Source organism: Conexibacter sp. JCM 18997 (assembly GCF_055391915.1).
Map to the genome: position 1 here is coordinate 3,841,936 of NZ_AP043885.1, position 26,686 is coordinate 3,868,621.

Below are 26,686 nucleotides of genomic sequence, written 5' to 3' on the forward strand. Positions count from 1 at the left end.
CGGGCGGGCCGGGCCGGTGGGACCGTGGACCGATCATGGAATTCGCCATCGACGCCCGCCACCTGGGCAAGACCTACGGCGAGATCGAAGCCGTCCGCGACGTCTCCCTGAGCGTCGCGCCGGGCGAGGTCTTCTGCCTGCTGGGTCCCAACGGCGCGGGCAAGACGACCACGGTCGAGATGCTCGAAGGGCATCGCGACCCCTCCGCCGGCAGCGTGCGCGTGCTCGGCCAGGACCCGGCCAAGCGGGCCCGTTCGCTGCGCGACCGCATCGGCGTGGTGCTGCAGGACACCGCGCTGGGCGCCGACCTGACCGTCGGCGAGCTGTTGGAGATGAGCGCCCGCTGGTACCGCCACCCGCGCACGCCGGACGAGCTGATCGAGCTGGTCGAGCTCGACGCCAAGCGCGACACCCGCACCGACGCGCTGTCGGGCGGCCAGCGCCGGCGCCTGGACCTGGCGCTCGGGCTGGTCGGCTCGCCCGACGTGCTGTTCCTGGACGAGCCGACGACCGGCTTCGATCCGCACGCCCGCCGGGCGGCCTGGTCGACGATCCGCCGGCTGTGCGCCGACAGCGGGATGACCGTGCTGCTGACCACGCACTACATGGACGAGGCGCAGTTCCTGGCCGACCGTGTCGCGGTGATGGTCGACGGGCGCATCGTCGACTGCGGGCCGACCGAGGCGATCGGCGGGCGCGACCGCGCCCCGGCCGAGATCCGCTTCGTCCTGCCCGGCGGCTGGACCGCCGCCGATCTCCCCGCGCTGCCGGGCGCCGCGGTGTCCGTCGAAGCCGACGGCCGCGTGCTGGTCACGACCGACGACGGCGTCGGTGCCACGCACCTGATCACCGGCTGGGCCCTGGAGCGCGACGTGCCGCTGGCCCGCTTCACCGTCGCCCAACCGACCCTGGAAGACGTCTACCTCGCCCTCACGGAGGCCACCTCATGAGCGACACCGCCGCCCTCGCCGCCTGGCAGGTGCGCTACGAGCAGCGCTCGTTCTGGCGCAACCGCCGCGCCGCCTTCTTCGCCGTGGCCTTCCCGCTGATGTACCTGCTCGTGTTCGGCGCGCTGACCCACGGCTCGAAGCTCGACACCCGCAGCGGGCTGTCGATGATCGACTTCTACGTGCCCGGCATCGTGGCCTACGCGATCGTCCTGATCGGCTTCAACTCGACGGCGATGAGCTTCGCCTACCGGCGCACGTACGGCGTGTTCAAGCGCGTGCGCCTGACCCCGCTGCCGTGGGCCGCCTACGTGGCCGGCGTGCTCGGCTCGTGCGTGCTCGTCGTGGCGCTGTCGGTGACGATCATGCTCGTGGTCGGCGTGGCGCTGTTCGGGGCCAACCTGCGCCTGGACACGCTGCCGGGGCTGCTCGTCACGCTGATCCTGGGGACCGCCTGCTTCACCACGCTGGGCGTCGCCGCCTCGCGGATCGTCTCCAAGCCCGAGACCGGGATGGGCATCCTGATGGTCATCACGCTGCCGCTGACGTTCATCTCCAACGTGTGGTTCCCGATCGACGACGCGCCCACCTGGGTCACGGACATCGCCGGCGCCTTCCCGCTCAAGCCGCTGGCCGACGGGATCGCCACCGCGTTCGACCCGTCGACCGCCGCCCCGGGCTTCGCCGCCCACGACCTCGTGGTGCTGGCGCTGTGGACGATCGCCGGCTGCGCGATGATGGCCAACACCATGCGATCGCTGTCCCGCCGTGCCTGAGACCGACTGCGCGTCGCGGACGCGCGAGCCGATCTTCGCTCCCGGCCTGCGTCCCGTGACGCGGGCCGGCCGCGTGCGCAAGTCGATCGGGATCGGCCTGTCGATGGCCTGGCTGCTGTGGCCGATCATCGACCTGGCCACCGCGCACGAGCCGGCGTGGCGGATGGTGGCGATCTACGCCGGGCTGGTCGCCTGGATCGGGATCTACCTGTTCTGGGTGATCGCGCGCGTCGACGAGCCCAGCGACCGCGAGAACCTGGTGTGGCTGACCGTGCTGCTGGCCGGAGCGTTCGCGCTCACGGCGGTCGATCGCGTCTCGTGGTCGGTCCTGTTCGTCTACTGCGCGTCGGCCGGCGGCATCTCGCTGGCCAACGACCGCTGGGCCGCGCGCTGGATCTTCGCGTGCACGGCCGCGTGCGCGGTGGTGCTGTTCGGCCTGTCCGGTGACGAGGACGGCGTCGGCGTGTCGCTGACCGCGACGACCCTGGCCATCGGCTTCCTGATGTTCTCCTTCGGGCGTCTGATCCGGGCCAACGACGCGCTGCGCAGCGCGCAGGAGGAGCTGGCCGTGCGCCGCGTCGACGAGGAGCGCCTGCGCTTCGCCCGTGACCTGCACGACCTGCTCGGGCATGACCTGTCGGTGATCTCGCTCAAGGCCCAGCTCGCGCGGCGGCTCATGGACCGCGACCCGGACGCCGCGCAGCGCGAGCTGCGCGACGTGGAGAACGTCTCGCGCACCGCGCTGTCGCAGGTCCGCGAGGCGGTCTCGGGCTACCGCCAGCCCGCGCTGGCCTCCGAGCTGGCCGGCGCGCGCAGCGCGCTGGATGCCGCCGGGATCGCCTGCACGGTCGAGCACGCCGACGTGGCCCTGCCGCCCAGCCGCGAAGCGGTGCTGGCCTGGGGCGTGCGCGAGGCCACGACGAACGTCATCCGCCACAGCGAGGCCCGCCACTGCGCGATCCGCATCGCCGTGGCCGGCCGGGAGGCCACGCTGGCGGTGACCGACGACGGGCAGGCCGAGCTGATCGCCGACGGCGACGGCACCGGGCTGCGCGGCCTGGCCGAGCGGGCCGCCGCGGCCGGAGGGCAGATGAACGCCGGTCCCCGCCCCGACGGCGGCTACGAGCTGCAGCTGCGCGTGCCGCTCGGCGCGCTCGCATGATCCGGGTCCTGATCGCCGAGGACCAATCGATGGTGCGCGGCGCGCTGGCCGCGCTGCTGGCCCTGGAGCCCGACATCGAGGTCGCCGCGCAGGCCGCGCGGGGCGACGAGGTGGTCGACGCCGCGCGGGCGGGCGCGGTCGACGTCGCATTGCTGGACATCGAGATGCCCGGCGGCGACGGGCTGGCGGCCACCGCGGCGCTGGCCCGCGAGCTGCCACAGGTGCGCGCGCTGGTGCTGACCACGTTCGCCCGGCCCGGCTACCTGCGGCGGGCGCTGGAGCAGGGCGCCGCCGGCTTCCTGCTCAAGACGGCGCCGGTCGAGCAGCTGGCCGTGGCCATCCGGCGCGTGGCCGCCGGCGAGCGCGTCGTCGATCCCGAGCTGGCGGTGGCCGCGCTGAGCGAGGGCGACAGCCCCCTGACCGCCCGCGAACGGGAGGTGCTGGCGGCGGCCCGGGGCGGGGACACGGTCGCCGCGCTGGCCCAGCGCCTGCACCTGTCCCCGGGGACGGTGCGCAACTACCTGTCGTCGGCGATGGGCAAGCTCGACGCCCACACCAGGGCCGAGGCGGTGCGCGTCGCCGACGACAAGGGCTGGCTGTGACCGGGCCGCGCTGGCTCGTCGTCCGGATCGCCCTGATGCTCGGCGCCGCGGCGGCGCTGATCGTCGGGTTGTTCGTCCCCGCCGCCGTGCCGTTCGGGGTCGCCGGGGCGTTGACGCTGGCCGTGGGACTGTGGGACGCGATCGGCCGGCGGGCCCGCCACGCCCAGGCGGCGCGCGCCGGTTTCGGCCGGCGTCCCCTGCTCAGCCACCTCGACGAGCAGGCGTGGATGTCGGCGGTGTCGCTGGCGGCGCTCGTCCTGCTCGCCGGCATCGCCCTGGGCTCGGTCGCGGTGATCGTGCTGGCCGTGGCCGCGATCCTCGCCGAGGCCGGACCGGCGGCGGCCCGCGCGCGGCGGCGCCGGCAGGGCCCGCCGACCGACACGCTGGCCGGGAAGGTCGCCGCGCGGATGGCCACCGAGGCCGAGCTGCTCCCGCGCGACCCGCAGGCGCGCCGGGCGCCCGAGGTGGCCGCCGCGCTGGCCGACGTGCGGGCCCAGCTGGAGGGCACCGCGGGCGACGTGCGCGCCGCGGCGCTGTGGGCCTACGCGGACGGCTGGAACGTGGCCCGCACCGAGGACGCCGCGCCCCCGGGCGACGTCGAGGAGGCCAGCCTGCGCCACCTGGCCGGCATCGTGCGGTTCGGCGGCGCCGGGCTGGAGCCGACGATCGACGCCAGCGCGCTACTGCTGTGGGCGACGGTGCGCGGCTACGTCCACGGGCGCACCGGTCAGCCCGGCGACGACCTCCCCGTCGGGCCCGCGTAGCCCGAGCGCGGCGAGCACGCCCGCGACCATCTCGCGCTGGCTGTCGTCCGCCATCACGGCGAGGACGCGCGTGGGGTTCTCTCGTCCAAGGCCCATAAACTTAGGGTGACTCTAACATTGGAGCGGGTATAGAATCAACCCGTGACCAGCGAAGGTCTGCGGGAGCGCAAGAAGCGCGAGCGCCGCAAGGCGATCTCGGACGTCGCGATGGGCCTGTTCGCGCAGCGCGGCTACGACGCGGTGACCGTGGCCGAGATCGCGCGTGCGGCCGACGTCTCCGAGCAGACGGTCTTCAACTACTTCCCGGCCAAGGAGGACCTCGTCTTCGACGAGGAGGAGGCGATGCGCGAGGCGCTCGTCGCCGCGGTCCGCGATCGGCCGGACGGAACCTCGATCGCCGAGGGCTTCCGGCGCGTGCCCGAGGCGCTGCTGGCCCGCGTCGCGTCGTTCCCCGGTCAGCCGCTGGTCGGCATGGCCGACATCATCTCGGGCAGCCCGGCGCTGCAGCGCCGGGCCCGCGAGATGATGGTCAAGAACGCCGAGGCGCTGACGGTGGCGATCGGCGAGGCGCTGCAGATCCCCGCCGAGTCCCCGCGCACATGGTCGGTCGCCGGCGCCCTGCTCGGGCTGCAGCTGGGCATGATGCGGCTGATCGTCCAGGGGTTGCGCGACGGCGGCGACACGCAGGCGGTGCTGGACCGGGCCCGGGCCGAGGTCGAGCAGGCGCTGGCCGTGCTGGAGCGGGGGCTCTACCCGCCGACGGCGTAGAGCGCGGTGCCGGCCTTGAAGCCGCCCAGCTTGCTCGGATCCGCCAGCAGCGCGTCGATCTGGCGCACGGTCAGCGGGCGCGCGAACAGGTAGCCCTGGCCGTACTCGCAGGACATCGCGCGCAGCTGGCTGAGCTGGGCGCCGAGCTCGATGCCCTCGGCGATGATGGCCAGGTCCAGCGAGGCGCCCAGGTCGATGATCGTGCGGGCCAGCGCCGCGCCCTGCTCGCCCTGGTCGACGCCGTCGACGAACGGCTTGGCCATCTTCAGCAGGTCCACGGGGAAGCGGCTCAGGTAGCGCAGCGAGCTGTACCCGGTGCCGAAGTCGTCGACGGCCAGGCGCACGCCGAGCTCCTTCAGCGCGGCCAGCCGCTCGATCGTCGCCTCGGTGTCGTGCATCAGCACCGTCTCGGTGATCTCCAGCACGAGCCGCTCGGGCGCCAGCCCGCTGGCCTTCAGCGCCGCGGCGACCTGATCGACGAGATCCGGGCGCTCGAGCTCCAGGCCCGACAGGTTGACCGTGATGCAGCGCGGCGCCTGCCCCGGGCGCGTCGGGCACACGCGATCCCAATGGGCGGCCTGCGCGCACGCGGTGTTCAGCACCCAGCGGCCGACCGAGTGGATCAGCCCGCTCTCCTCGGCCACCGGGATGAAGGCGGCCGGCGCGACGAGCCCGCGCTGGGGATGCCGCCAGCGGATCAACGCCTCGAAGCCCGACAGCGCGCCGTCGGCCAGCGCCACCAGCGGCTGGTAGTGGACCTCGAGCTCGCCGCGCTCCTCGGCCTTGCGCAGGTCGGCCTCGAGCTCCAGGCGCTCGACGACCTCGGCGCGCATCGACGGCTCGAACACGGCCCAGTCCAGCCCGTCGCCCTTGGCCCGGTACATCGCCACGTCGGCGTTGCGCAGCAGCTCGTCGCCGCCCCCGTGGCCGCGGGCGATCCCGATCGAGCAGCCGCAGAACACCTCGTGGCCGTCGAGCGAGAACGGCGCGCGGAAGGCCTTGGCGATGCGCTCGGCCACCGCGACCGCGTCGCCCATGTCCTGCACGTCCTCCAGCAGGACGGCGAACTCGTCGCCGCCCAGGCGTGCCGCGGTGTCGGCGCCGCGCAGGCAGCGGTTGATGCGCTCGGCCACCGCGATCAGCAGCGCGTCGCCGGCGGCGTGGCCGAGCGTGTCGTTGATCGCCTTGAAGCGGTTGAGGTCGCAGAACAGGACCGCGACCTCCGTGCCGCGGCGCGACAGCGCGTGGGCCATCCGGTCGACGAACAGGGCGCGGTTGGGCAGTCCGGTGAGCGTGTCGTGCAGCGCCTGGTGGACCATCGCGCCGACGGTCTTGGCGTCGGTCACCGCGAGGCTCGCGTTCTCGGCCAGCGCCACCAGGATGCCCTGCTCGACGCGCGAGTACGTGCGCTCGCCGCGCCGGGAGCGCACGACCAGCGCGCCGACGACCTCGCCCTGCTCGTGCACGGGCGCGGCCATCGCCGCGTGCGCGCCCTCGACGACGTGCAGGCGGTTGTCGGCCACCGCGCGAGCGCTGATCCCGTCCGGCCGGTGGCCGGAGCTGGTCAGCTCGATCGCCGCCTGCGGGTCGTCGAGCAGCTCGGCGGCCGCGCTGACCACCGCGTCCAGCGTGTCCTGCAGCGGCTCGCGATGGGAGATCGAGCGCTGGATCGCGCTGATCGCCTCCAGCAGGCGCTGGCGCTCGCGCAGGCCCTTCAGCAGCCGGGTGTTCTCCAGCGCCTGCTGCTCGGAGCGGATGCGCAGGGCGCGCTCGTTCTCCACGACGCCGAGCAGTTGCAGCGACTGCGCCAGCCCGCGGGCCAGGCCGCGCAGGAGCGTCGTCTCGGCGGCGTCGAACGGCTCGCCCCGGCGGCCGACGATCAGCACCCCGTCGCGGCCGTCGTCCAGCGCGACCGAGAGCGCCGGGCACGGCGTCCCGCCGGGAATCGGCAGCTCGGTCTCCGCGCACGCCCCGACGGCGAGCAGCTCGCGCTCGGGCACCTCGATGCGCGGCCACCCGTAGGAGGCGGCGACGGCGCCGTCACGCACGAGCGCGGCCACGTCGGCGTCCAGCGCCTCCGCGGCGCGCTCGACGCCGCGCTCGGCCACGGACTCGGCCGCGTCGAACTGGCTGAGCGCGACCACGAACTCCGTCAGGCGCTCGGTCTCCCAGCTCATGCGACCGCCAGCACCGCGTGCGAGTAGTTGTGGAAGCCGTTGACGCCGCGCGCACGGGCGAACTCGCCGGCGCCCGACAGACCGGCCAGCGGCGCGCCCAGGTCCGGCAGCGTGCCCAGCTCGCCGAAGGCCAGCAGCGCCAGCGGCGGGTGGTCGCCCAGGCGGCGCACGGCGTCGTCGCAGGCCACGCGCGCGGCGCGGGCCACCGCGTGCCCGTCGCGCACCATCAGCCAGGCCAGGCCGCCCTGCGGCAGCTCGGCCGTGGTGCGCAGGCTGCGGCGCTCCAGGTCGGCGCCGAGCACCAGGCGCACGTGCTCCTCGTCGGCGTGCAGGCGCACGCCGAGCGGATGGGCGTCGGCGAAGCGCGCGAAGCCGGCCGGATCGGTGTCCAGGCCGGCGGGGGCCGACGTGCGTTCGAGGTAGACGTCCAGGGCCGGGCGCCCGTCGAGCGTGAGCAGGTCCGCGCCGTCGGTCCGCGTGACGTGCAGCGGCTGGCCGATGGCCTGCCAGCCGTGGGCCACGCCGACGCCGAAGGGCGCGTCGGAGCCGATCGCCGCGGCGACCACCGCCCCGGTCAACGCGCGCCCGTCGTGCAGCTGGACGCCCGGCACGCGCGTGGTGGAGCCGATCAGCGACACGCCCGCTCCCGCGATCGAGTAGGCGCCGCGCACCAGCTCGTGCTGGTCGCCCGTGGACGTGTCGGCCAGCAGGAGCAGCGCGTGGTGGTCGCGGTCGGCGACGTCGCCGAGCGCCGCGGCCGCCTCCATGCCCGCGTCGCGCAGGTCGGCGCCCGCGTACTCGATGGCCACGGTCGAGACCTCGATGCCGGGCCCGCCCAGCGCGACGACGGTGAGGTCCGCACCGGGCGGGGCCAGCGGCCGGGTCGTCGACGCGCCCACGACGGGCACGCCCGGCGCGGCGTCGCGCAGCGCGACGGCCAGCGTGGGCAGCGCCTGGGCCGCCGTGGCGAAGGCGATCAGCAGGGCCGGGTCGGGGCCGGCGGCCAGGGCCTGGGCGACGGCGTCGGTCGCCGCGGCGACAGGGTCGCCGTGGTCGGTGGCCTGGCCGAAGCCGACCCAACGGTCGCGCACGGGCAGCGCGGTGGGTTGGGGATCCGTCCCCATGGACCCAGGATCGGCTGTTGGCGCGCCGGGTTGAATAGCGATCGAACCGCCAGAGCGACCGGCTGGACAAGTGAACGAGCGCCGGGGAGCTACGCTCGCTGCCGCGCGTGGCCGATCGCTCGCTCCCATCGTTCAGCTTGAGTCTGCCCGGCACGCGCCGGGCCGTCGTGGTCGGCGCGGGCTCGTTCGGAACCGCGGTGGCCGTGTTGCTGGCGCGCGCGGGCCTGCGCACGACGCTCCAGGCGCGCACCGCCGAGCAGGCCGAGCGGCTGCGGGCCGACCGCGAGAACCGGGTCTACCTGCCGGGCGTGGAGTTTCCCGCGCAGCTGCGCATCGACACCGTCGACGCGGGCCTGGCCCGGGCCGAGCTGGTCTTCCTGGGCGTGCCCTCGCGGGGGCTGGACGAGGTGATCAGCACCCTGGGCAGCGCGGGCCTGCCGCCGCGCGCGGCGGTCGTCTCGCTGGCCAAGGGTCTGGTGCCACCGGACGGCATCGCCCCGACGATCCTGCTGCGCGACCGCTTCGGCGAGGACCGCGTGGCCTGCATCGGCGGACCCGCGCACGCACGCGAGATGGTCAGCGAGGGCGCCGGCCTGGTCGCCGCCTCCACCTCCGAGGAGCTGGCCGGCACGCTGGCCGACGTGTTCAAGCGCGCCGGGGTCGTCTGCGAGGAGGCCGACGACCCGGTCGGGGTGGAGCTGGCGGGCGCGGCGAAGAACGCGGCGGCGCTGGCCGCGGGCGCGACCGAGGGTCAGGGCCTGAACGCCGCGGGCGCGGCGGCGGGGCACATCTTCGCCGAGCTGTGGCGCTACGCCGAGGCGCAGGGGGCCCGGCCCGAGTCGTTCATCGGCCTGGCCGGCACCGGCGACCTGGTGGCCACCGCGCTGGCGCCGCAGAGCCGCAATCGTCGCGCGGGCGAGCTGCTGGCCGAGGGCGTGCCCGCGGCCGAGATCCCCGCCCGCATCGGCCAGGCCGTCGAGTCGCTGGACCTGGTGCCGCTGCTGGCCCGGGCGCTGCAGCGGGCCGGGGTCGAGGCGCCGGTGACCGGCGGGCTGGCCCGCCTGATCGCCGGCGAGCTGCCGCTCGACGGATGGGTCGGCCTGGTGCGCACCACGGTGCCCACGCCGGCGCGGCGGCGGCGACGACCCGAGCCCGGCTTCTGGGCGCGCCTGCGCGCGCGCTTGAGCTCCAGCGGCTAAAGGGGGCGCCCGACGGCGAGCGTCTCGAGGACCGCCTCGTACACGCCGGCGCCGTAGCCCGCCTCGGCCACGCGCACGTTGCCGGCGGCGCCGATCGCCTGCTCGATCGTCGGGTCGTTGACCAGCGCGTTGGCCACCAGCCAGAACGTGCCGACCGCCTCGTGCAGCTGCAGATCCTCGCGGCTGTCGCCCACGCCGATCGTCTCGTCGCGCCGGTAGCCGCGCATGCGCATGTGCCGGGCGACCGCGACCGCCTTGGAGGCGGGCGACGGGATCAGGTGGTAGGCCCGCACCTGCTCGAGGTCGGCCAGCGCCTCCGAGCGGCGGTGCACGCCACCGTTGTCGACCAGGCGCAGGTCCGCGTGGCCGTTGGCCTTGAGCAGCTCGTCGGCCTCGAAGGCGTCGATGTGGCCGCGGAACAGGTGGCTGACGTCGCGGTTGAGGTGCCACGGCTCGTGGTACTCGATGCGGCCGGCGAAGTGGTCCAGCAGCAGCTGCGGCGCGCCCGAGTCGGTGATCTGGTCGTGGATCGTGCGCCCGTCGCGGGGCACCAGGTCGCCCGTGTTCCAGTACAGGTCGCCGTCGACGACCATGCCCGCGCCGGCCTCGAAGATGAAGGCGGGCTGGCCCAGCAGGCGCGCGTCCTCGTGCAGCTGCTGGGAACGACGACCGGACACGAGCACGATCTCCACCTGCGCGCGCAGGCAGGCCTCGACCGCGCGCACGCCGGCCATCGACGGCTTGCCCTCGCCGTCGTGGAACAGGGAGGCGCCACGGCCCAGCAGGGTGCCGTCGAGATCGATGTAGGCACAGCGAAGGGTCGGCATGCCCCGCCGACGCTAGCGTTCCGTGCGATGCAGCATCGCGCCTTCCTCACCCCCGGCGGGCACGTCGAGATCGGCCTGCGGCCGCTGGTGATGGGCATCGTCAACGCCACGCCGAACTCGTTCTCCGACGCCGGCGAGCTGCGCACGCTCGAGGACCGGGTCGCCCGGGCCGAGGAGCTGGTCGCCGCGGGCGCCGACCTGATCGACGTCGGCGGCCAGTCGGGCGTGACCAACGAGGCGGAGATCCCGGCCGAGCTGGAGGCCGAGCGCGTCGTGCCGCTGGTCGCGGCGCTGGCCCAGCGGGACATCCTCGTGTCGGTCGACACCTACCGGCCGCTGGTCGCCCAGGCCTCGATCGACGCGGGCGCGTCGATCATCAACGACGTCAGCGGCCTGCTGTATCCCGAGGTCGCGGCGATCTGCGCGCGGACCGGTGCCGCGCTCGTCGTCATGCACACGCGCGCGCTGCCCAAGACGCGACTGGACGACCCCGACCGCTACGCCGACGTGACCGACGACGTCGTCGCCTTCCTGCACGAGCGCATCGCCGTGGCCGGCGAGCAGGGGCTGGGCGGCAACCGCATCATCGTCGATCCCGGCCCCGACTTCTCCAAGACGCCCGCCCAGACCGTGCAGGTGCTGCGCCAGCTGGACCGCGTCGAGGCGCTCGGCCACCCGGTGCTGCTGGCGCTGTCGCGCAAGGACTTCGTGGGCGCGATCACGCAGCGGCGGCCCAAGGAGCGCCTGGCCGGCACGCTCGGCGCGATCGCCGCCTTGTCCGGGCGCCCGGGCCAGATCCTGCGCGTGCACGACGTCGCCGCCGTCCGCGACTTCCTGGCGGTGCTCGAGGTGCTGCGCGGCGACGTCGAGCTCGACCGTGACGCGGTGCTGGCCGAGCACCTGCGCCGCGAGCCGCCCGCCCCGACGCCGTGAGCACCGTCGTCGAGCCCTGGACGGAGCTGCTGGCCGCCGGCCGGGCCGACGGACGGCTCGTGCGCGAGGAGTACGAGGGCGCGCGGCGCCCGGTGCTGCGCCCGGCGCCGCCACTGCACCCCCAGCTGCTGGCCACGCTGCCGCCCGACGGCCTGTACGCCCACCAGGCGCACGCCGTGCAGGCGGCGATGGAGCACCCGTTCATCGTCACCACGGGCACCGCCTCGGGCAAGTCGATGTGCTTCAACCTGCCCACGCTGAACCAGCTGCTGTCGGTGCCCACCAGCCGCGCGCTGTACCTGTACCCGACCAAGGCGCTGGCCCAGGACCAGGCGCGCGCGCTCAACGCGTTCGGCCTGGGCCACCGCGTGCGCCCGGCCATCTACGACGGCGACACCCCGCGCGAGGCCCGCCGGGCGATCCGCCAGAACGCGAACATCGTGCTGACCAACCCCGACATGCTCCACGTCGGGATCCTGCCCAACCACGGGGCCTGGGCCGACTTCTTCACCCGCCTGGACGTCGTGGTCGTCGACGAGGCGCACGTGTACCGCGGCGTGTTCGGCTCGCACGTGGCCAACGTCCTGCGCCGGCTGCGGCGCGTCGCCGCCGCCTACGGCAGCGAGCCGCGGATCATGCTCGCCTCGGCCACGATCGCCAACCCGGTCGAGCTGGCCACCCGGCTGACCGGCCTGGAGGACATCGAGCTGGTCGAGGACGACGGCTCGCCCTCGGCGCCCCGGCGGATCGCCATGTGGAACCCGCCGATCATCGACGAGGCCACCGCGCAGCGGGCCAGCGCGATCGGCGAGGCCGCGGCGCTGCTGCGCGATCTCGTGCTGGCCGACGCGCGCACGATCTGCTTCATCAAGTCGCGCAAGGCGGTCGAGCTCGTCTCCAAGCTGGTGACCGGCATGGTCGCCGCCGAGGACCACACGTTGGCCGACGCGATCGAGCCCTACCGCGCGGGCTACACCGCGCAGCAGCGCCGGGAGATCGAGGGACGGCTGATGCGCGGCGAGCTGCGCTGCGTCGTCACCACCGACGCGCTCGAGCTGGGCATCGACATCGGCGCGCTCGACGCGTGCGTCGTCGTGACCTTCCCCGGCACCGTCGCCTCGCTGCGCCAGATGTGGGGGCGCGCGGGCCGGCGGCGCGACGGGCTGGCCGTGTACGTGGCCGGCGAGGACGCGCTGGACCAGTTCTTCTGCCGCCACCCCGACGAGTTCCTGGCCCGGCCGGTCGAGTCGGCCATCCTCGACCACGAGAACGAGCAGATCCACCGCGCCCACCTGCTGTGCGCCGCGCACGAGGGGCCGCTCTCGGCCCGGGACGCCGGCGTCCTGGGCCCGCACTGGCGCGAGCACGCCGAAGCGCTGGTCTCCCAGGGGGAGCTGGTGCAGCGGCGCGGCACCTTCGCGCTGCGCCACGCCGAGGCGTTCCCGGCCGCCCAGATCTCGCTGCGCTCCGCCTCGCCGGACTCGTTCGCGGTGGTCGACGTCAGCTCCGGCGAGCTGTTGGGCACGGTCGAGGCGTCGCGCGCCTACTCGACGACGCACCAGGGCGCGATCTACCTGCACCAGGCGCGGTCGTACGAGGTGGTCGAGCTCGAGCTCGGCTCGCGCCGGGCGCTGGTCGAGCCGTTCGACGGCGACTGGTACACGCAGCCCAAGCGCGAGACGCAGACCGAGATCCTGCGCCTGCTGGACCGCCGCGACACGATGGGCGCGATCCTCAGCTTCGGGGAGGTGCGGGTGACCGAGACCGTCACCGCCTACCAGCGCAAGCACCTGCCCGACCACGAGGTGATCGACCTGCAGGCGCTGGACCTGCCGCAGACCGAGTTCACCACGCAGGCGCTCTGGTACGAGCTGCCCGGCGTCCTGACCACGCCCTTGCCGCTGGAGATCCTGATGGGCGCGCTGCACGCCGCCGAGCACGCCCAGATCGCCGTCCTGCCGCTGCTGGCCATGTGCGACCGCTGGGACATCGGCGGCCTGTCGACGAACATCCACCCGCAGACCGGCGGCCCGACGATCTTCATCTACGACGGCCACCCGGGCGGCATCGGGATCTCCCGGCGGGGCTTCGACACGTTCGAGACGCTGGTGGCCGACGCGCATCGGCTGATCGCCGACTGCCCGTGCGAGTCGGGCTGCCCGTCGTGCGTGCAGTCGCCCAAGTGCGGCAACCTCAACGACCCGCTCTCCAAGGCGGGCGCGCTGGAGCTGATGGCCGAGATGCTGCAGCGAAGCTGACGCTTCGCTGCGCAAACCTGCGCAAGGCTGCAGCGGGCGGCGAATCCCGCGCGCGAAGGCCGAGTTTGGGAGGGCATGTCCGTGCCCCGCCTGTTCCTCGCCGCCGTCCTGCTGGCGTTGGCGTTCGCCGTCCTGGCCTCGGTCGCGCCCGCGGCACCGGTGGGCGGGGCGCCCTACGACCCGTCGTCGACGGCCAACGGCGGGGCGGGCTACGGCAGCGCGGTCGGTGCTCTGGACCTGCGCCCGATCGCCGCGTCGCTGCAGGTCGCGCCGCGCCGGCTGCGGGTCGGGAAGCTGCCCCGGGTCGCGTTCCGTATCCGCCAGAAGGGCGTCACCGCGGTCGACGTGCGGCTGCGCGTCTACCGCGCCGCGACCCGCTCGCGCGCCCGCCGGCTGACCACCTACGTGCGCGTGGGCGACGTGCGCGTCGGCCACACCACCAGCGTGCGCTGGCCGCGGCGGACGAAGCTCGCGCCCGGCCGCTACGTCGTCAGCCTCCACGCCACCGACCCGACCGGCCGCACGCTGGCCCGCACCGAGCAGTGGCCGGGCCAGACGATCGTGCGGATCCTGCCCAAGCCCAGGCCGAAGCCCAAGGCGGCGCCCGAGCCGGCGCCGGTCCCGGTCCCCACGCCGACCCCGACGATCCCCGTCACCCCGACGACCACGGGCGTGTTCCCGGTCGCGGGCGCGTACACCTTCGGCGGCGAGGACGCGCGCTTCGGCGCCGGGCGCCGGGGCCACACCCACGAGGGCCAGGACGTGACCGCGGCGTCGGGCACGCCGGTCCTGTCGCCCACGGCGGGCACGGTCACCGCGGTCGACTTCCAGCGCAGCGGCGCGGGCTACTACGTCGTCGTCCACTCCGTCGACGGCCGCGACTTCTTCTTCTGCCACTTCCAGAAGGGCTCGACCGCGGTCGCGCTGGGCCAGCCGGTCGCCGCAGGTGCGCAGCTGGGCCGGGTGGGGATGACGGGCGACGCCAGCGGTCCGCACCTGCACTTCGAGATCTGGGAGGGCGGCTGGCGCGGCGGCGCGCCGATCGATCCACTGCCGCAGTTGCAGGTCTGGGCGGGCCTGGCGTGAAGCCCAAGCCTCCCAAGCGCGGCCGCCGCCCCGCACCCGAGCCGTGCAAGGCCTGCGCGGGCGCCTGCGTGTCGCCGCTGGAGCGCCCGCACGACACCGACTGCCGCGCCGCGCACGCACGCCGCCTCAAGCGGCGGCGCTACCCTACGTGACCGCCTACCCGGCGAGTTAGCTCAGTTGGTAGAGCACACGACTGAAAATCGTGGTGTCCCCGGTTCGAGTCCGGGACTCGCCATTCGCCGCACCGTCTAGGCTCGCGCCACCATGCGGGCCACCCGCGACCTGTTGGAACGCGAGACGGAGCTGGACGCGCTGCGATCGGCGTTCGCCGCGGAGGGCGATCGCGGGACGCTGGTGACGATCACTGCGGCGCCGGGCCTGGGCAAGACCGCGCTGCTGGCCCACGCGGCGCGGCTGGCCCGCGAGCACGGTTTCGCGGTGCACCGCGCGCGCGGATCGGATCTGACCGGCGACGTCCCGTTCGCGGCCGCCCAGGAGCTGCTGCCCGGGGCGGACACCCTGATCGCCTGCGCCCGGTCGCTGGCCGAGCGAGCGCAGCGAACGCCCGTCGCGTTGCTCGTCGACGATGCGCAGTGGATCGACCCGCAGTCGGGCGACCTCCTGGAGTACGTGGCCTCCCGGGGCGACGCGCCGGCGGTGGTCCTGGTCGTGGCCGCGCGGGCGCGGTCCGACGTGATCGTGCGCATCGAGCAGGCCGCCGACGGCACGGCCGTGCGATTGCGGCCCGGACCGCTCGGCGCCGACGCGGTGGGCCAGCTCGTCGGCGAGCGGCTCGGCGCGCCGGTGGCCGGCGCGTTCGCGGCCGCAGCCCGCGCGGCGACGGGCGGCAACCCGTTCCTGGTCGGCGAGCTCGCCCGGGAGGCGGCGGCCCGCGGGATCCGGCCGGAGGAGGCGGGGATCGCCGCGCTGCGCGACATCGGGCCGATCGTGATCGCGCAGCGCGCACTCGCCCGGCTGGCCCGCAGCGCGCCGGACGCGGTCGCGCTAGCGCGGGCGGTGAGCGTGCTCGGCGACGGGGCGTCGATGACCGACAGCGCGCGGCTCAGCGGGCTGGCGCCGGACGCGGCGTTGGCGGCCGTCGCGGCGCTGAGCGCCGAGGGCGTCCTGGCCGAGGGGCTGCCGCTGCGGTTCGCGCAGCCGATCGTCGGCCAGGCGATCGCCGCCGAGCAGGCGGCAGCCGAGCGCGCGGCGCTGCACGCGCGCGCCGCGGTCCTGCTCCACGAGGCCGGCGCGCCGGCCGGCGCCGTCGCGGCCCAGCTGCTGCGGACCGAGCCCGGGGCCGCGGGCCCGTGGGCCGCCGCGGTGCTGCGCGAGGTGGCGGCGAACGCGCGGGCTCGCGGCGCCCCCGCGGTCGCGTCGGCCGCGCTGCGGCGCGCGCTGGCCGAGCCCCCGCCGGATGAGACGCTGGAGCGCGAGCTCGGGCTGGCCGCGTGGGAGGCCGGGGAGGCTGATGCCGTCGTCCACCTGCGCGCCGTCCACACGCGCGCGCGGGGTCCGCTGGCCCGGGCCCGCAGCGCGCTGGACCTGGCGCCCGCCCTGATCACCACCGGCGCCGTGCCCGGCGCGGTGACCGTGCTGCGTGAGGCCCGCGCGGACCTGGGCGATCTCGACCCCGAGCTGGAAGCGGAGATCGTCGCGCAGGTCTCGGCCATCGCCGCGCTCGACGGCGCCGCCACCGCCGCCGTGCTGCCCGGCCTGGAACGCCAGGCTGATGCCCGCGTGGCCAGCCCCGTGGGCCGGCGGATGATGGCCAACGTCGCCCAGTGGGTGGCGATGTCCGGCGGGTCGGCCCGGCAGGTCCAGACGCTCGCGCGCCGGGCGCTGGACGACGGCCTGCTGCTGGAGGAGGCCGGGCCACGATCGGCACCGTTTCTGTACGCGGTCGCGCTGCTCATCCAGGCCGACGCGTTCGCCGAGGCCGACGCCCATCTCGAGCGGGCCTACGCGATCGCCGAGGAGCGCGCGTCGGGGATCGGCTGCGCGACGACGTCGATGCTGCGCTCCCTCAGCGCGTACCGCCAGGGCGCGCTGGACCGGGCGGCGGCCGAGGCGCGCGCGGCGACCGACGGGGCCGAGCTGCACGGCTGGGAGCTGGGGCTGCCCGCGACCGTCGGCTTCCTCGTCGACGCGCTGATCGAACGCGGCGACCTCGACGCGGCGCGCGAGGCCCTGGAGCGCTACGACGCCGGCGCGCACACCGCCAGCGGGATGCTCCACCACGCCTACCTCGTCGCGCGCGGGCGGCTGCGGCTCGCCCGCCGCGAGTTCGGGGCGGCGATCGCCGACCTCGAGGAGCTCGGGCGCCAGACGAGCGGCCGCGAGTGGAGCGCGACGATCGGGTCGCCGACGTTCCGCAGCTACCTGGCCCAGGCGCTGGCCGCGGCGGGCGATCACGAACGGGCGGCCGAGCTCGCGGCGGAGGAGCTCGAGCTGGCGCGACGGTGGGGTGCGGCGCGCGGCATCGGCATGGCCCAGCGGCTGGTCGGCGTGCTGTCCGTCGACCAGGAGCGGATCACCCGGCTGCAGGACGCGGTGACCACGCTGGCGGGCAGCGGCGCAGCGCTCGAGCACGCCCGCGCGCTGGCCGACCTCGGCGCCACGCTGCGCCGCGACGGCCTGGCCTCCGCGGCGCGCGAGCCGCTGGCCGCCGCGCTCGACGAGGCCGAGCGGTGCGGCGCCGAGCCGCTGGCCGTCTACGCGCACGAGGAGCTGGCGGCCACCGGCGCGCGCCGGCGCCGCGACGCCCCGCGCAGCGGCACGGACGCGCTCACCCCGAGCGAACGGCGGACCGCGCGGCTGGCCGCCGACGGGCTCTCCAACGTCGAGATCGCCCGCGCGCTGTTCCTCACGCGCAAGACCATCGAGATGCACCTCACGCAGGTCTACCGCAAGCTGGGCATCGCCTCGCGCGCCGAGCTGCCCGCGGCGCTGGCCGACCAGGTCACGTCCAGCGCATCGTGAGGCGGTCGCCCGGCGCCGCGGTGGTCCCGAGCGTGCTGCGACCGACGATCAGCTTCAGCGGACGCCCGCTCGTGGCCTGACGCAGCGTCTGCTTGGAGGAGCGCGGCCGAACGGTCACGCGCATGCCCGTCGCCGTCGGCGTGCAGGTCACGCGGAGCTTCGGCTTGACCCGGCTGCGACGGGAGGGGATGACGGCGCCGACACCGCACGCGCGCTGGGCGGCCTGGGCCTGGACCGCGGTCGGCCTGGCCTTGGCGGCCTTGATCTCGTCGGCCCGGGCGAGGATTCGGGACACGGCAAGGAGGCACGCGGCGAACTTCGGATAGGCCGATCCGTACTCGCTCAGGTTGTCCTCCGAGCTCTCCTTGTCGCTGATCAGGAGCATGTAGCAGAGGCTCACGGCGTCAGCGGAATGTGCGGCGATGGCCACCTCCGACGGCCCGGGGATCAGGGCCCCGTTGGCGTCGACGAAGTCGATAGTCCCCGAGAAGATCGTCCGCGAGCCCGGCTTCGGCATGGGGAACACCGCCGCCGCGCCGGGCGCCGGCGCCGCGTAGGCGGTCGTCTTGCCGATCTCCGGCACGGTCGACGTCGAGACGATCGGCGGCGGCGGGCAGCCGGCCTGAGCGGCGCGGGCGCGCCGGCCGCCCGGGCAGTTGTCGGCCGCCGCCTCGTAGGTGAAGGTGTACGTCGGGCCGTCCAGCATCCCCACGGTGACGGTCGTCGTCCCCGTGGTCGGCGTCAGCGTGGCCGTGGCGCTCATAGTGTCGGTCGGCTTGGTTGCGGAGTCGGAGTGCGCGAAGGCGTCCACGCGGCCGGACGGGGTGACGATCGAGCCCCTGATGGCCATGTCCGGCGCGAAGTTCGTGTCCTTGCCGAAGGCGTTCTTGCGCGACTCGGCCGTGACCGTCAGCGTGACCGGCGCGCCGGCGGCCGGGATCGACTCGGGCATCGCGAACACGTAGGTGCCCGTCCAGTTCTCCGTGGTCCAGGTGACCGTGCCCGCGGCGTCGGGCACGCTCCACTTGTCGGCGAGCAGCATGCCGGTCCGATCGACCGTGGTGCCGGTCAGCTTCATGCTCACTGCCTCGGCGGTGGAGACGGCAGCCAGGGCGAGGACGAGGGTCGCGATCAGGACGGCGAAGGAGCGCATCGGGCCATCGTGGACCGCTGCTGCGGCCCTAGCCACAGGGAGCACCCTGGGGTTTCCCACCCGGGTCATCGGCAGTTGCGCGCGACCCGGCGCGATTGGCGGTTCGTCGCGGTCGCGCCGCCCGCGGTCACGCTCCAGCGCGACGGTCCGCGCACCTGGCCGTTCAGGCGGACGAACACCAGCCAGCCCCCGGCCGTCGGTTGCACCCCGAGCGGCCGGCCGCGGACCAGCGCCACCCGGCAGGTCGAGCGCGCGATCGCGCCCAGCGCGAGCTCCGCGGCCCGCACGCGGTTCACACCGCCGCGCGCTCCGGCCTGCCCGATCGCGGCGATCGGGCTCACCGTCGCCCCCACGACGGCGACCTCCTGACCGGCCGTGATCGGCGTGGGCGCCGCCCCGGGCGCGGCGGCGACGTCGACCGTGCCCTCGGTGACCGAGAACACCGACGCGCGGCCGCCCGCGTCGGCGAACGCGCTGAACACGGTGCCGCGCACGCTCCCGGTGTGCCCGACGCTGGTCCGGACCCGGAAGTCCGACGGCGTGGTCTCCGACCGCCGGACGGACGCGGCGATCTCGCCGTTCTTCAGCAGCAGCTCGGTGCGCACGACGCCACCCTCGGTGAAGAACGCCGCGATCCGCAGCTGCGTGCCGGCGCGGACGGTGACCGTCGAGTTGTCGGCGAAGGCCAGGACGATCTCGCCCTCCGGATCGGTGGAGATCTCGTCACCCTGCCCCAGGACGGCGTTGACCTCGGTCGCGCACCACGCGCCGTCGGCGCCGCGGCGCACCTCGACCCCGCCGGCCAGCGAGACGATCCGCACCTCGTTGATCGCGGCCGCTCGCGCGCGGCGGCCGGCCGAGCAGCCGGCGGGCGCCGGCGCGGTCGCCGTCTGCGTCGAGGCGAGCTGGAGGGTCAGCGCGCCGGTGTAGGTCGACTGGCACGTCGTGCAGCCGGTGTAGGCCTCGTAGCCACCGGCCTTCAACGGCCCGGTCGCCGGCGCGACGAACTCCACGGTGTAGGCGTGGGAGGCCGCGTACGGCGGCCGCGTCCCGGCCAGCCGGTCGATCGCCGTCCAGGCCCCGCCGCCCACGGCGACCTTGAACTGGTCGCCCTCGCGAGGCGGCTGGCACTCGACGAACGAGAAGCCCACGCCGCCGAAGCAGTACAGCGCGTCGTACTGGAACCCGTAGCCCTCGGGGCCCACGACCGTGAACGTCCCGGTGGCCGTCAGCTGGTAGCGCTGACCCTGCTGCAGCGTCGTCGTGCCGACCGTGGCGGCGGATCGAGCCGGATCGACGGTCAGCGTCTCCAGCACCTCGGCGCTGGCCGGCGCCGCGCCGGTCAGGAGCGCGAGTGCCACCACCAGGGCTGGGGCCAGGCGTCGCATGGGAACGCGATCGTGGTCCGTGCCGCCGCCGATAGCCACAGGGAGCTCCCTGGGGTACATTACTAACTATCAGTTAATTCCCATCGGAGGAGAGACCATGCGGAAGACGACAGCGCGGCGGGCGGCCCTGCCGCTGGTGGCGGCGCTCCTGATCTGCGGCGGCGCGGGCACCGCGACCGCGTCGGCGGCCAACGCGATCGAGACGACCTACAAGGCGGCGGGACCGTCGGCGGTGGCGACGGCATCGGGCACCGACGCCAACGGCGTCGCGCTGCAGGTGTTCTACCCCGCCAACCTCGGCGCGGGCGGCGTGCGCGCGCCGATCATCACCTGGGGTAACGGCTCCTACGCGACGCCGTCGCAGTACACGGGCCTGCTCAACCAGCTGGCGTCGTGGGGCTTCGTCGTCGTGGCCAGCACCGACCAGACGACCGGCACGGGCAGCGAGATGCTCGCCGCGCTGAACTGGATGGAGGCGCAGGACACGGTCCCCGGCTCGCCGTTCGCGGGCAAGCTGGACCTGACCAAGGAGGGCGCGATCGGTCACTCGCAGGGTGCGGGCGGGACGGTCAACGCGACCAACCACTCGGGCGGGCGGATCGACACCGCGGTGACGATCGCGCTGCCGGCGCAGATCTGGGTCAGCCCCGGCGACGCGTTCGCGGTCAACCAGCTGACGGTGCCGACGTTCTTCCTGGGCGGCGCCAACGACATCCTGATCGCCGGCCCGTCCACCGTGACGGGCTACTACAACGCCAAGGTCGGGGCGGCCGCCAAGGCCGTGCTCAAGGGCGCTGACCACAACACCATCCAGGGCACCGGCGGCGGGTTCCTGGGCTACGTCACCGCGTGGATGCGCTACCAGTTGCGCGGCGACGCGACCGCGCGGGCGGCGTTCGTCGGCAGCCCGCCGGAGCTGACCACCAACACGGCCTGGAGCAACACGGCGACCAAGAGCCTGCCGTAGTCCCGGCTCCGAGCGCGCGGCCGCACGCCGGCGGCGATCCTCATACGATCGGCGCCCCATGTCCGCGGCCCCGCGCTCGACCGGCAGCCTGACCCTCATCCTGGCCGCGATGACGCTGGCCAACGCGATGATCCTGGTCGATCAGACCGCGGTCCCGCTGGCGCTGCCGGACATCATGGAGAGCTTCGGGATCGGCTCGGCGTCGGTGCAGTGGGTGCTCAACGGCAGCCTCCTGCCGCTGGCCGGCCTGCTCATCTTCGGCGGCCGGCTGGGCGACCTGCTCGGGCGCCGGCGCGTGTTCCTGTTCGGCTCGATCCTGTTCGCCAGCGCGTCCGCGGTCGGCGGCCTGGCGCCCGAGTTCCCGATCCTGCTCGTCGCCCGCGCCTGCCAGGGCGTCGGCGGGGCGCTGATGCTGCCCGCCACCGTGGCGATCATCTCCTCGACGTTCCCGCCGGAGCGGCGCGGGCGGGCGCTGGGCACGATGGGCGGCGCGGCCGCCGTCGCGGCCGCGCTGGGCCCGACGATCGGCGGCCTGCTGACCAGCGCGTTCAGCTGGCGTGCCGTGCTGCTGATCAACGTCCCGCTGGCCGTGGGCACCGTCCTGCTCACGCTGCGCCACGTGCCTGCCGACCAGCCTGAGGAGCAGGGCGACGGGATCGACACGGTCGGCACGGTGCTGCTGTCGGCGGCGCTCATCGGGATCGTGTTCGGCCTGTCGCAGTCGCAACCGTGGGGCTGGTCGGACCCCGGCGTGTGGCTGCCGCTGGCGCTGGCCGCGGCGTCGGCCGTGGCCTTCGTCGCGCACGAGCGCCGCTCGGCCAACCCGCTGATGGACTTCGCGCTGCTGCGCGAGCGCAACTACGCGGGCGCGTCGCTGAGCCAGCTGCTGTCGGGCATGGCCGAGATCGGGCTCGGCGTGATCTTCCCGCTGCTGCTGATCCTCAACCTGGGCATGAGCCCGGCGCTGGCCGGCCTGGCGCTGATCCCGACGACGCTGCCGATGATCATCGTCGCGCCGCTGGCCGGGCGCTGGTACGACCGCGCCGGTGGGCGACCGCCCCTGGTCACCGGCTTCGCGCTGCTCTCGCTGTCGGGCGTCCTGATGGCCATCGGGGCCGACCAGCACAGCTACGCGGCCGTGCTGCCCGGACTGCTCGTCTACGGCGTCGGGCTGTCCCTGGTGCTGACGGTCAACGACCCGGTCAGCGTCGATCAGATCCCCGAGGCCGACCAGGGCCAGGCGTCGGGCGTCAGCGCCACGGCCGAGCAGTTCGGCGGGGCGATCGGCATCGCCGCGCTCTACTCGATCTTCCACAGCGCCTACATCGACCGCCTCCACGAGCGCGTCGACGCCAGCCCGCTGCGGGACCTGACCGACCAGCAGTACGAGACGCTGCGCAGCACCCTGCAGAGCGCCGAGGCCACCGGGCTGCACTTCCACCAGATCGACCCGGTCATGCAGGGCTACGTGCTGCTGGCCCGCGACGCGGCCGAGCACGGCTACGTGATGACGTTCGTCGCCGTCGCCGTGATCGCGGCGATCGGCGCCGTGGTCACCGCGTGGCTCGTCCGTCAGCCGGCGGCTTAGAGCATCCCCCAGCGCCGGGCCAGCGGCGACTCCGGGATCTTCGTCTGGCCCTGGATCTGCGGGATCACCATCGTCACCTCGTCGACGAAGCACCAGCACCACTCCTCACCCGGCTCGAGCGAGCGGATCAGCGGGTGGCTGTCGGCGCCGGCATGAGCCGTCGCGTGCTTGTTGGGCGAGTCGTCGCAGCAGCCGACGTGGCCGCACTCCAGGCAGATGCGCAGGTGCAGCCACTCGCTGCCCATGGCCAGGCAGTCCTCACAGCCCTCGACCGACTCGGGGAGCTGGGTCACCTGGATCGAATCGAGGTGGGTGCACTCGGTCATCGGTCGCCTCCGATCGGCAGTCGTACGGTGAAGGTCGTCTCGCCCGGTTCGGACGCGACGCGGATCGAGCCGTCGTGGCGGTCGACGACGATGCGCCGGGCCACGTCGAGCCCCAGGCCGGTGCCCGACCCGACCGCCTTGGTCGTGAAGAACGGGTCGAAGATGTGGTCGCGGATGTCCGCCGGAATGCCCGGGCCGTCGTCGGCGATGTCGATCTCCATGCAGTTGCCGTCGCGCCGCGTGCGCACGGTGATCGTGCCGGTCTGGCCGAGCGCGCCGATCGCGTTGTCGAGCAGGTTCGTCCACACCTGGTTGAGCTCGGCGCCGCGCACCATGATCTTCGGGAGGTCGCGGTCGTAGTCGCGCACGACCTCGATCTGCGTGTGCTTGAGCTTGTGCCCGAGCACCACGAGCGTCGTCTCCAGGCCCTCGTGGATGTCGATCTCGACCGTCTCGCCGCGGTCCATGTAGGCGTAGTTCTTGATCGCCTTGACCAGGCCGCTGATGCGGTCGGCCGACTCGCCGACGTCGTTGGCCAGCGAGCGGGCGGTCAGCGAGGCGACGATCCAGGAGATGGCCACGTCGGTGGCCGAGCCGGCGTGGAGCTCGACGCGATCGAGCCAGTCGGCGGTCACGCCCGCGACGGCCAGCGGCTCGGCGGCCCGCCAGGGCTCCTTGACGCCCATGTCCTCCAGGCGCTCCTGGAGCGCCTCCTCGGCATCGGCGGCGTCGAGCACGTCGAGCATCGTGCAGGCGGCGGCGTGGTCGAGCGCCTCACGCTGCAGCGCCACCAGCTCGACGGCGTCGGACCGCTCCAGGCCGGCTTCGACGAAGTGCGCCACGACCGAGGCGAGCACGTCGAGCGCCTCGCTCAGCTCGGCCGCGGCGCGCTTGGCCGCCGAGGCCGGGTTGTTCAGCTCGTGGGCCAGGCCCGCGGCCATCGTGCCCAGCGACGTCAGGCGCTCGCGGTTCTGCTCGATCGCGCCGAGGTTGGTCAGCACCGGCGCGACCTGCTTCATGATCCGCCGGTGCACGGGCGGCGTGGCCAGCGCCAGCGTCTCGAAGGCCTCGGGCGGGATGATCGCCACGCGGCACGCCGTCTCGCAGTCCATCTGGACGGGCACCAGGCCGTCGGTCAGCGCGGCGATCGCGCCGATCCAGGTGGGCCCGTACTGGCGCCCGAACGGCTCGAGGCGGTCACCGTCCAGCTGCGAGAGCCGCAACGTGCCGTCGAGCAGGAGGATCAGCCCGTTGGAGGGCGCGTTCTGCTCGACGAAGGTCTCCCCGGCGGCGGTCTCGCGCAGCTGCGCGGCGGCGGCCCACGGGGCCAGCGCCTCGTCGTCGAGGTCGTCGAACAGGTCGACGGGCCGCAGGTCGGCGACGGTGGCCGTCTGGACGGTGCTCACACGCCCTCGAGGTACTGGTGGATGAGCGAGACCGACATCGAGCCCTCCCCGACCGCGCTGGCCACGCGCTTGATCGAGCGGGCCCGCACGTCGCCGGCGACGAACACGCCCGGGACGCTGGTCTCCAGCAGGTAGGGGTCGCGCTTCAGGGGCCAGGCCGCGGCCGGCACGTCGGGCCCGCTGAGGATGAACCCGCGCTCGTCGCGGGCGACGACGCCGTCCAGCCACTCGGTCCGCGGCACCGCGCCGATGAACACGAAGCAGGCATCGGCGTCCTCGACGGTCTCGTTGCCGTCGGCGTCGCGGACGCGCAGCTGGCGCAGCTGGTCGTCGCCCTCGGCGCCGACCGCCTGGCTGCCGGTGCGCACGTCGATGTTGGGCAGGTTGGAGATCTGCTCGATCAGGTAGTGCGACATCGACTTGCTCAGCGGGCTGCGCACGAGCATCGTCACCTGCTTGGCGTACCCGGAGAAGTACACCGCCGCCTGCCCGGCCGAGTTGGCGCCGCCGATGATGAACACGTGCTGGTCGGCGCACGACCGCGCCTCCGTCAGCGCGGCCCCGTAGTAGATGCCGCGCCCGGTCAGCTCGGGGAAGCCGGGCGCCTGCAGCTGGTTGTAGGAGACGCCGGAGGCGACGAGCACGCAGTTGGCGCTCAGCGGCGGCCCGTCCTCGCCCCCGAGCCGCACGAAGCGCCCGGCGCCGTCGACCTCGAGCGAGACGACTTCGCGCACGGTCAGCAGCTCGGCGCCCAGGCGGCGCGCCTGATCGGTGCCCCGACGGGCCAGGTCGGAGCCGCTCAGACCGGCGGGGAAGCCCAGGTAGTTCTCGATCCGGCTGGACTGGCCGGCCTGCCCGCCCGTGGCCTCCTGCTCGACCATCACCGTGCGCAGGCCCTCCGACGCGCCGTACACCGCGGCGGCGAGCCCGGCTGGGCCCCCGCCGATGATCACCAGGTCGTAGTGGTCCTGCAGTGGCTGGGAGGCGATGCCCAGGCGCGTGGCCAGCTCGCGCGCGGTCGGGCGCTCGAGCACGGTGCCGTCCTCCAGCAGCGCGACGGGCAGCCGATCAGCGTCGACGCCGACGAGCGTGAGCAGCTCGCGCGCCTCGCCGTCGCGCTCGACGTCCAGCCAGCGCGCCGGCACGCGGTTGCGGGCCAGGAAGTCGCGCAGGTCGTGGGACTCCTTGGAGAAGCGATGCCCGATCACGCGCACGCCGCCGGACTCCAGCGCGGCGCCCGCCTCCCAGGTGGTCAGCAGGTCCTCGAGCACCGGGAACAGGTGCTCCTCGGGCGGGTCCCACGGCTTGAGCAGGTAGTAGTCCAGCGCGACGTCGTTGATCGCCGAGATCGCCGCCTCGGTGTCGGCGTAGGCGGTCAGCAGGACGCGCTTGGCCTCGGGCACGATCGTGCGGGCCTTGACCAGGTAGTCGGTGCCCGACAGGCCGGGCATGCGCTGATCGGCGATCAGCAGGGCGACGTCGTCGCCGCGCGTGCGCAGCTCGGTGAGCAGCTCCAGCGCCTGGTCGCCGGAGCCGGCGCGCAGGATCCGAAAGCGCTCGCCGAAGCCGCGACGCAGGTCGCGCGCGACGGCGGCGAGAACGGCCGGCTCGTCGTCCACGGCCACGATCGCAGGGCGGCGGCGGCGCTCCTCGGCCGCGGGCTGGGGGGTGGTTTCCACGGCGGTCATCCTGGTGCTCACAGTACGCCACGCGCCAAGTCGGTCGCTTGGGTCATGTGACTGCCTGGTGACCGCCTACGCTGAGAAAGTGGCTGACGACCGGACTCCGGCCGAGCGCCTGATCGAGCGCGCGGCCGACCGCCATCCCGACGACCCCCACACGCTCTCGCGGCGCACGCTGCAGGCGACCCGCTCGCTGGAGGGCTACTTCCGCGCTTCGGCCCCGCCGCGCTGGATGGAACGGGTCAGCGCGGTCGATCGCGGCACCGAGCGCGCGCGGGCCGAGCTGGAGCGCTCCTACCGCGCACTGCGCCACCGCCACGACGGCGATCCGCAGGCCTTCGCGCAGGCCTGGCGCGCGACCGTCGAGGCCTGGAGCTTCGACCCCGAGCTCAACGAGCTGATCGCCCAGCACAACGAGTGGTACCCGATCGAGCGCCGCCTGCCGGTCGACCTGCGCACGCGCGACTACGTGAAGGTCAACGGGCGCTCGTACCGGCGCCCGGTGCTGGACGGCGCCTGGGCGCTGGCCGAGTTCCCACCCGAGTAGACGCTCGCAGTGTCGCGCGCTTGA

22 protein-coding genes and 1 tRNA gene are annotated in these 26,686 nt (G+C 74.4%); 15 read left to right on the plus strand and 8 right to left on the minus strand.

Features of this window, described 5'->3' with window-relative positions; genetic code table 11:
• The first annotated feature begins 35 nt into the window (after positions 1–35).
• From ACZ5UI_RS19325 to ACZ5UI_RS19350, 6 genes are all read left to right on the plus strand, one after another.
• Positions 36–950 (plus strand): ABC transporter ATP-binding protein, encoded by a 915-nt coding sequence (locus tag ACZ5UI_RS19325; RefSeq protein ID WP_464189969.1) that lies wholly within the window; start codon positions 36–38, stop codon positions 948–950.
• A complete protein-coding gene (locus ACZ5UI_RS19330; protein ID WP_464189971.1) occupies positions 947–1,723 on the plus strand; it encodes an ABC transporter permease in 777 nt (258 codons plus the stop codon). Before ACZ5UI_RS19325 ends, ACZ5UI_RS19330 begins: the two co-directional genes overlap by 4 nt.
• Entirely contained in the window at positions 1,716–2,885 is a 1,170-nt protein-coding gene (locus ACZ5UI_RS19335; RefSeq protein WP_464189974.1) for a sensor histidine kinase, read from the plus strand. Before ACZ5UI_RS19330 ends, ACZ5UI_RS19335 begins: the two co-directional genes overlap by 8 nt.
• Positions 2,882–3,487 (plus strand): response regulator transcription factor, encoded by a 606-nt coding sequence (locus tag ACZ5UI_RS19340; protein WP_464189976.1) that lies wholly within the window; start codon positions 2,882–2,884, stop codon positions 3,485–3,487. The genes ACZ5UI_RS19335 and ACZ5UI_RS19340 overlap by 4 nt, the downstream gene beginning before the upstream one ends.
• Positions 3,484–4,251 carry a hypothetical protein gene (locus ACZ5UI_RS19345; RefSeq protein ID WP_464189978.1) on the plus strand — a complete coding sequence of 256 codons (768 nt, stop codon included), beginning with the start codon at positions 3,484–3,486 and terminating at the stop codon, positions 4,249–4,251. The genes ACZ5UI_RS19340 and ACZ5UI_RS19345 overlap by 4 nt, the downstream gene beginning before the upstream one ends.
• A gap of 141 nt (positions 4,252–4,392) precedes the next feature.
• Positions 4,393–5,019 (plus strand): TetR/AcrR family transcriptional regulator, encoded by a 627-nt coding sequence (locus ACZ5UI_RS19350; protein ID WP_464189981.1) that lies wholly within the window; start codon positions 4,393–4,395, stop codon positions 5,017–5,019.
• Here the strand turns inward: ACZ5UI_RS19350 and ACZ5UI_RS19355 are convergent.
• On the minus strand, positions 5,001–7,196 hold the full coding sequence (locus tag ACZ5UI_RS19355; protein WP_464189983.1) for a putative bifunctional diguanylate cyclase/phosphodiesterase: 2,196 nt from the start codon (positions 7,194–7,196) through the stop codon (positions 5,001–5,003). The two genes, ACZ5UI_RS19350 and ACZ5UI_RS19355, sit on opposite strands and share 19 nt — an antisense overlap.
• A complete protein-coding gene (locus ACZ5UI_RS19360; RefSeq protein ID WP_464189985.1) occupies positions 7,193–8,320 on the minus strand; it encodes an FIST signal transduction protein in 1,128 nt (375 codons plus the stop codon). Before ACZ5UI_RS19360 ends, ACZ5UI_RS19355 begins: the two co-directional genes overlap by 4 nt.
• Positions 8,321–8,457: 137 nt before the next feature.
• On the opposite strand from ACZ5UI_RS19360, the gene ACZ5UI_RS19365 reads away from it, so the two are divergent.
• Entirely contained in the window at positions 8,458–9,519 is a 1,062-nt protein-coding gene (locus tag ACZ5UI_RS19365) for an NAD(P)H-dependent glycerol-3-phosphate dehydrogenase (RefSeq protein WP_464189987.1), read from the plus strand.
• On the opposite strand, the gene ACZ5UI_RS19370 is transcribed toward ACZ5UI_RS19365, so the two are convergent.
• Positions 9,516–10,346: an HAD family hydrolase gene (locus ACZ5UI_RS19370; RefSeq protein WP_464189989.1), complete on the minus strand. Its 831-nt coding sequence runs from the start codon at positions 10,344–10,346 to the stop codon at positions 9,516–9,518. The two genes, ACZ5UI_RS19365 and ACZ5UI_RS19370, sit on opposite strands and share 4 nt — an antisense overlap.
• A 27-nt stretch (positions 10,347–10,373) precedes the next feature.
• On the opposite strand from ACZ5UI_RS19370, the gene folP reads away from it, so the two are divergent.
• The 5 genes from folP (at position 10,374) to ACZ5UI_RS19395 (ending at position 17,605) form a co-directional block, all read left to right on the plus strand.
• Positions 10,374–11,279, plus strand: coding sequence for a dihydropteroate synthase (folP, locus tag ACZ5UI_RS19375; protein ID WP_464189991.1), 906 nt, complete (start codon positions 10,374–10,376; stop codon positions 11,277–11,279).
• On the plus strand, positions 11,276–13,537 hold the full coding sequence (locus ACZ5UI_RS19380; RefSeq protein WP_464189993.1) for a DEAD/DEAH box helicase: 2,262 nt from the start codon (positions 11,276–11,278) through the stop codon (positions 13,535–13,537). The genes folP and ACZ5UI_RS19380 overlap by 4 nt, the downstream gene beginning before the upstream one ends.
• 75 nt (positions 13,538–13,612) lie before the next feature.
• A complete protein-coding gene (locus ACZ5UI_RS19385) occupies positions 13,613–14,623 on the plus strand; it encodes a M23 family metallopeptidase (RefSeq protein WP_464189995.1) in 1,011 nt (336 codons plus the stop codon).
• 162 nt (positions 14,624–14,785) lie between these two features.
• Positions 14,786–14,858: transfer RNA gene (locus ACZ5UI_RS19390), tRNA-Phe, on the plus strand.
• A 29-nt stretch (positions 14,859–14,887) separates the two neighbouring features.
• Positions 14,888–17,605: a LuxR C-terminal-related transcriptional regulator gene (locus tag ACZ5UI_RS19395; RefSeq protein WP_464189997.1), complete on the plus strand. Its 2,718-nt coding sequence runs from the start codon at positions 14,888–14,890 to the stop codon at positions 17,603–17,605.
• On the opposite strand, the gene ACZ5UI_RS19400 is transcribed toward ACZ5UI_RS19395, so the two are convergent.
• A complete protein-coding gene (locus tag ACZ5UI_RS19400; protein ID WP_464189999.1) occupies positions 17,586–18,758 on the minus strand; it encodes a hypothetical protein in 1,173 nt (390 codons plus the stop codon). The genes ACZ5UI_RS19395 and ACZ5UI_RS19400 overlap by 20 nt on opposite strands.
• Positions 18,759–18,823: 65 nt before the next feature.
• Positions 18,824–20,146, minus strand: a complete 1,323-nt coding sequence (locus tag ACZ5UI_RS19405; protein WP_464190001.1) for a FecR family protein — start codon at positions 20,144–20,146, stop codon at positions 18,824–18,826.
• A gap of 97 nt (positions 20,147–20,243) precedes the next feature.
• On the opposite strand from ACZ5UI_RS19405, the gene ACZ5UI_RS19410 reads away from it, so the two are divergent.
• Together ACZ5UI_RS19410 and ACZ5UI_RS19415 are read left to right on the plus strand one after the other, a co-directional pair.
• A complete protein-coding gene (locus ACZ5UI_RS19410; RefSeq protein ID WP_464190003.1) occupies positions 20,244–21,113 on the plus strand; it encodes a poly(ethylene terephthalate) hydrolase family protein in 870 nt (289 codons plus the stop codon).
• A 58-nt stretch (positions 21,114–21,171) separates the two neighbouring features.
• On the plus strand, positions 21,172–22,701 hold the full coding sequence (locus ACZ5UI_RS19415; protein WP_464190005.1) for an MFS transporter: 1,530 nt from the start codon (positions 21,172–21,174) through the stop codon (positions 22,699–22,701).
• On the opposite strand, the gene ACZ5UI_RS19420 is transcribed toward ACZ5UI_RS19415, so the two are convergent.
• The 3 genes from ACZ5UI_RS19420 to ACZ5UI_RS19430 are packed head-to-tail and all read right to left on the minus strand — an operon-like array spanning position 22,698 to position 26,121.
• Complete coding sequence (locus ACZ5UI_RS19420; protein WP_464190008.1) at positions 22,698–23,027, minus strand: UBP-type zinc finger domain-containing protein; 330 nt, start codon at positions 23,025–23,027, stop codon at positions 22,698–22,700. The two genes, ACZ5UI_RS19415 and ACZ5UI_RS19420, sit on opposite strands and share 4 nt — an antisense overlap.
• The gene (locus tag ACZ5UI_RS19425) at positions 23,024–24,433 is read right to left on the minus strand and encodes an ATP-binding protein (RefSeq protein ID WP_464190010.1); all 1,410 of its coding nucleotides are present in this window, start codon (positions 24,431–24,433) and stop codon (positions 23,024–23,026) included. Before ACZ5UI_RS19425 ends, ACZ5UI_RS19420 begins: the two co-directional genes overlap by 4 nt.
• A complete protein-coding gene (locus ACZ5UI_RS19430; protein ID WP_464190012.1) occupies positions 24,430–26,121 on the minus strand; it encodes an NAD(P)/FAD-dependent oxidoreductase in 1,692 nt (563 codons plus the stop codon). The genes ACZ5UI_RS19425 and ACZ5UI_RS19430 overlap by 4 nt, the downstream gene beginning before the upstream one ends.
• A 79-nt stretch (positions 26,122–26,200) precedes the next feature.
• On the opposite strand from ACZ5UI_RS19430, the gene ACZ5UI_RS19435 reads away from it, so the two are divergent.
• Complete coding sequence (locus ACZ5UI_RS19435; protein ID WP_464190014.1) at positions 26,201–26,662, plus strand: hypothetical protein; 462 nt, start codon at positions 26,201–26,203, stop codon at positions 26,660–26,662.
• Positions 26,663–26,686 lie beyond the last annotated feature (24 nt).

Coding starts and splice junctions, on each gene's coding strand:
- ACZ5UI_RS19415 (WP_464190005.1), top strand. CDS start 21,172: ATGTCCGCGGCCCCGCGCTCGACCGGCAGCCTGACCCTCATCCTGGCC.
- ACZ5UI_RS19395 (WP_464189997.1), top strand. CDS start 14,888: ATGCGGGCCACCCGCGACCTGTTGGAACGCGAGACGGAGCTGGACGCG.
- ACZ5UI_RS19400 (WP_464189999.1), bottom strand. CDS start 18,758: ATGCGCTCCTTCGCCGTCCTGATCGCGACCCTCGTCCTCGCCCTGGCT.
- ACZ5UI_RS19385 (WP_464189995.1), top strand. CDS start 13,613: ATGTCCGTGCCCCGCCTGTTCCTCGCCGCCGTCCTGCTGGCGTTGGCG.
- ACZ5UI_RS19405 (WP_464190001.1), bottom strand. CDS start 20,146: ATGCGACGCCTGGCCCCAGCCCTGGTGGTGGCACTCGCGCTCCTGACC.
- ACZ5UI_RS19360 (WP_464189985.1), bottom strand. CDS start 8,320: ATGGGGACGGATCCCCAACCCACCGCGCTGCCCGTGCGCGACCGTTGG.
- ACZ5UI_RS19430 (WP_464190012.1), bottom strand. CDS start 26,121: ATGACCGCCGTGGAAACCACCCCCCAGCCCGCGGCCGAGGAGCGCCGC.
- ACZ5UI_RS19340 (WP_464189976.1), top strand. CDS start 2,882: ATGATCCGGGTCCTGATCGCCGAGGACCAATCGATGGTGCGCGGCGCG.
- ACZ5UI_RS19410 (WP_464190003.1), top strand. CDS start 20,244: ATGCGGAAGACGACAGCGCGGCGGGCGGCCCTGCCGCTGGTGGCGGCG.
- ACZ5UI_RS19420 (WP_464190008.1), bottom strand. CDS start 23,027: ATGACCGAGTGCACCCACCTCGATTCGATCCAGGTGACCCAGCTCCCC.
- ACZ5UI_RS19355 (WP_464189983.1), bottom strand. CDS start 7,196: ATGAGCTGGGAGACCGAGCGCCTGACGGAGTTCGTGGTCGCGCTCAGC.
- ACZ5UI_RS19330 (WP_464189971.1), top strand. CDS start 947: ATGAGCGACACCGCCGCCCTCGCCGCCTGGCAGGTGCGCTACGAGCAG.
- ACZ5UI_RS19370 (WP_464189989.1), bottom strand. CDS start 10,346: ATGCCGACCCTTCGCTGTGCCTACATCGATCTCGACGGCACCCTGCTG.
- ACZ5UI_RS19325 (WP_464189969.1), top strand. CDS start 36: ATGGAATTCGCCATCGACGCCCGCCACCTGGGCAAGACCTACGGCGAG.
- folP (WP_464189991.1), top strand. CDS start 10,374: ATGCAGCATCGCGCCTTCCTCACCCCCGGCGGGCACGTCGAGATCGGC.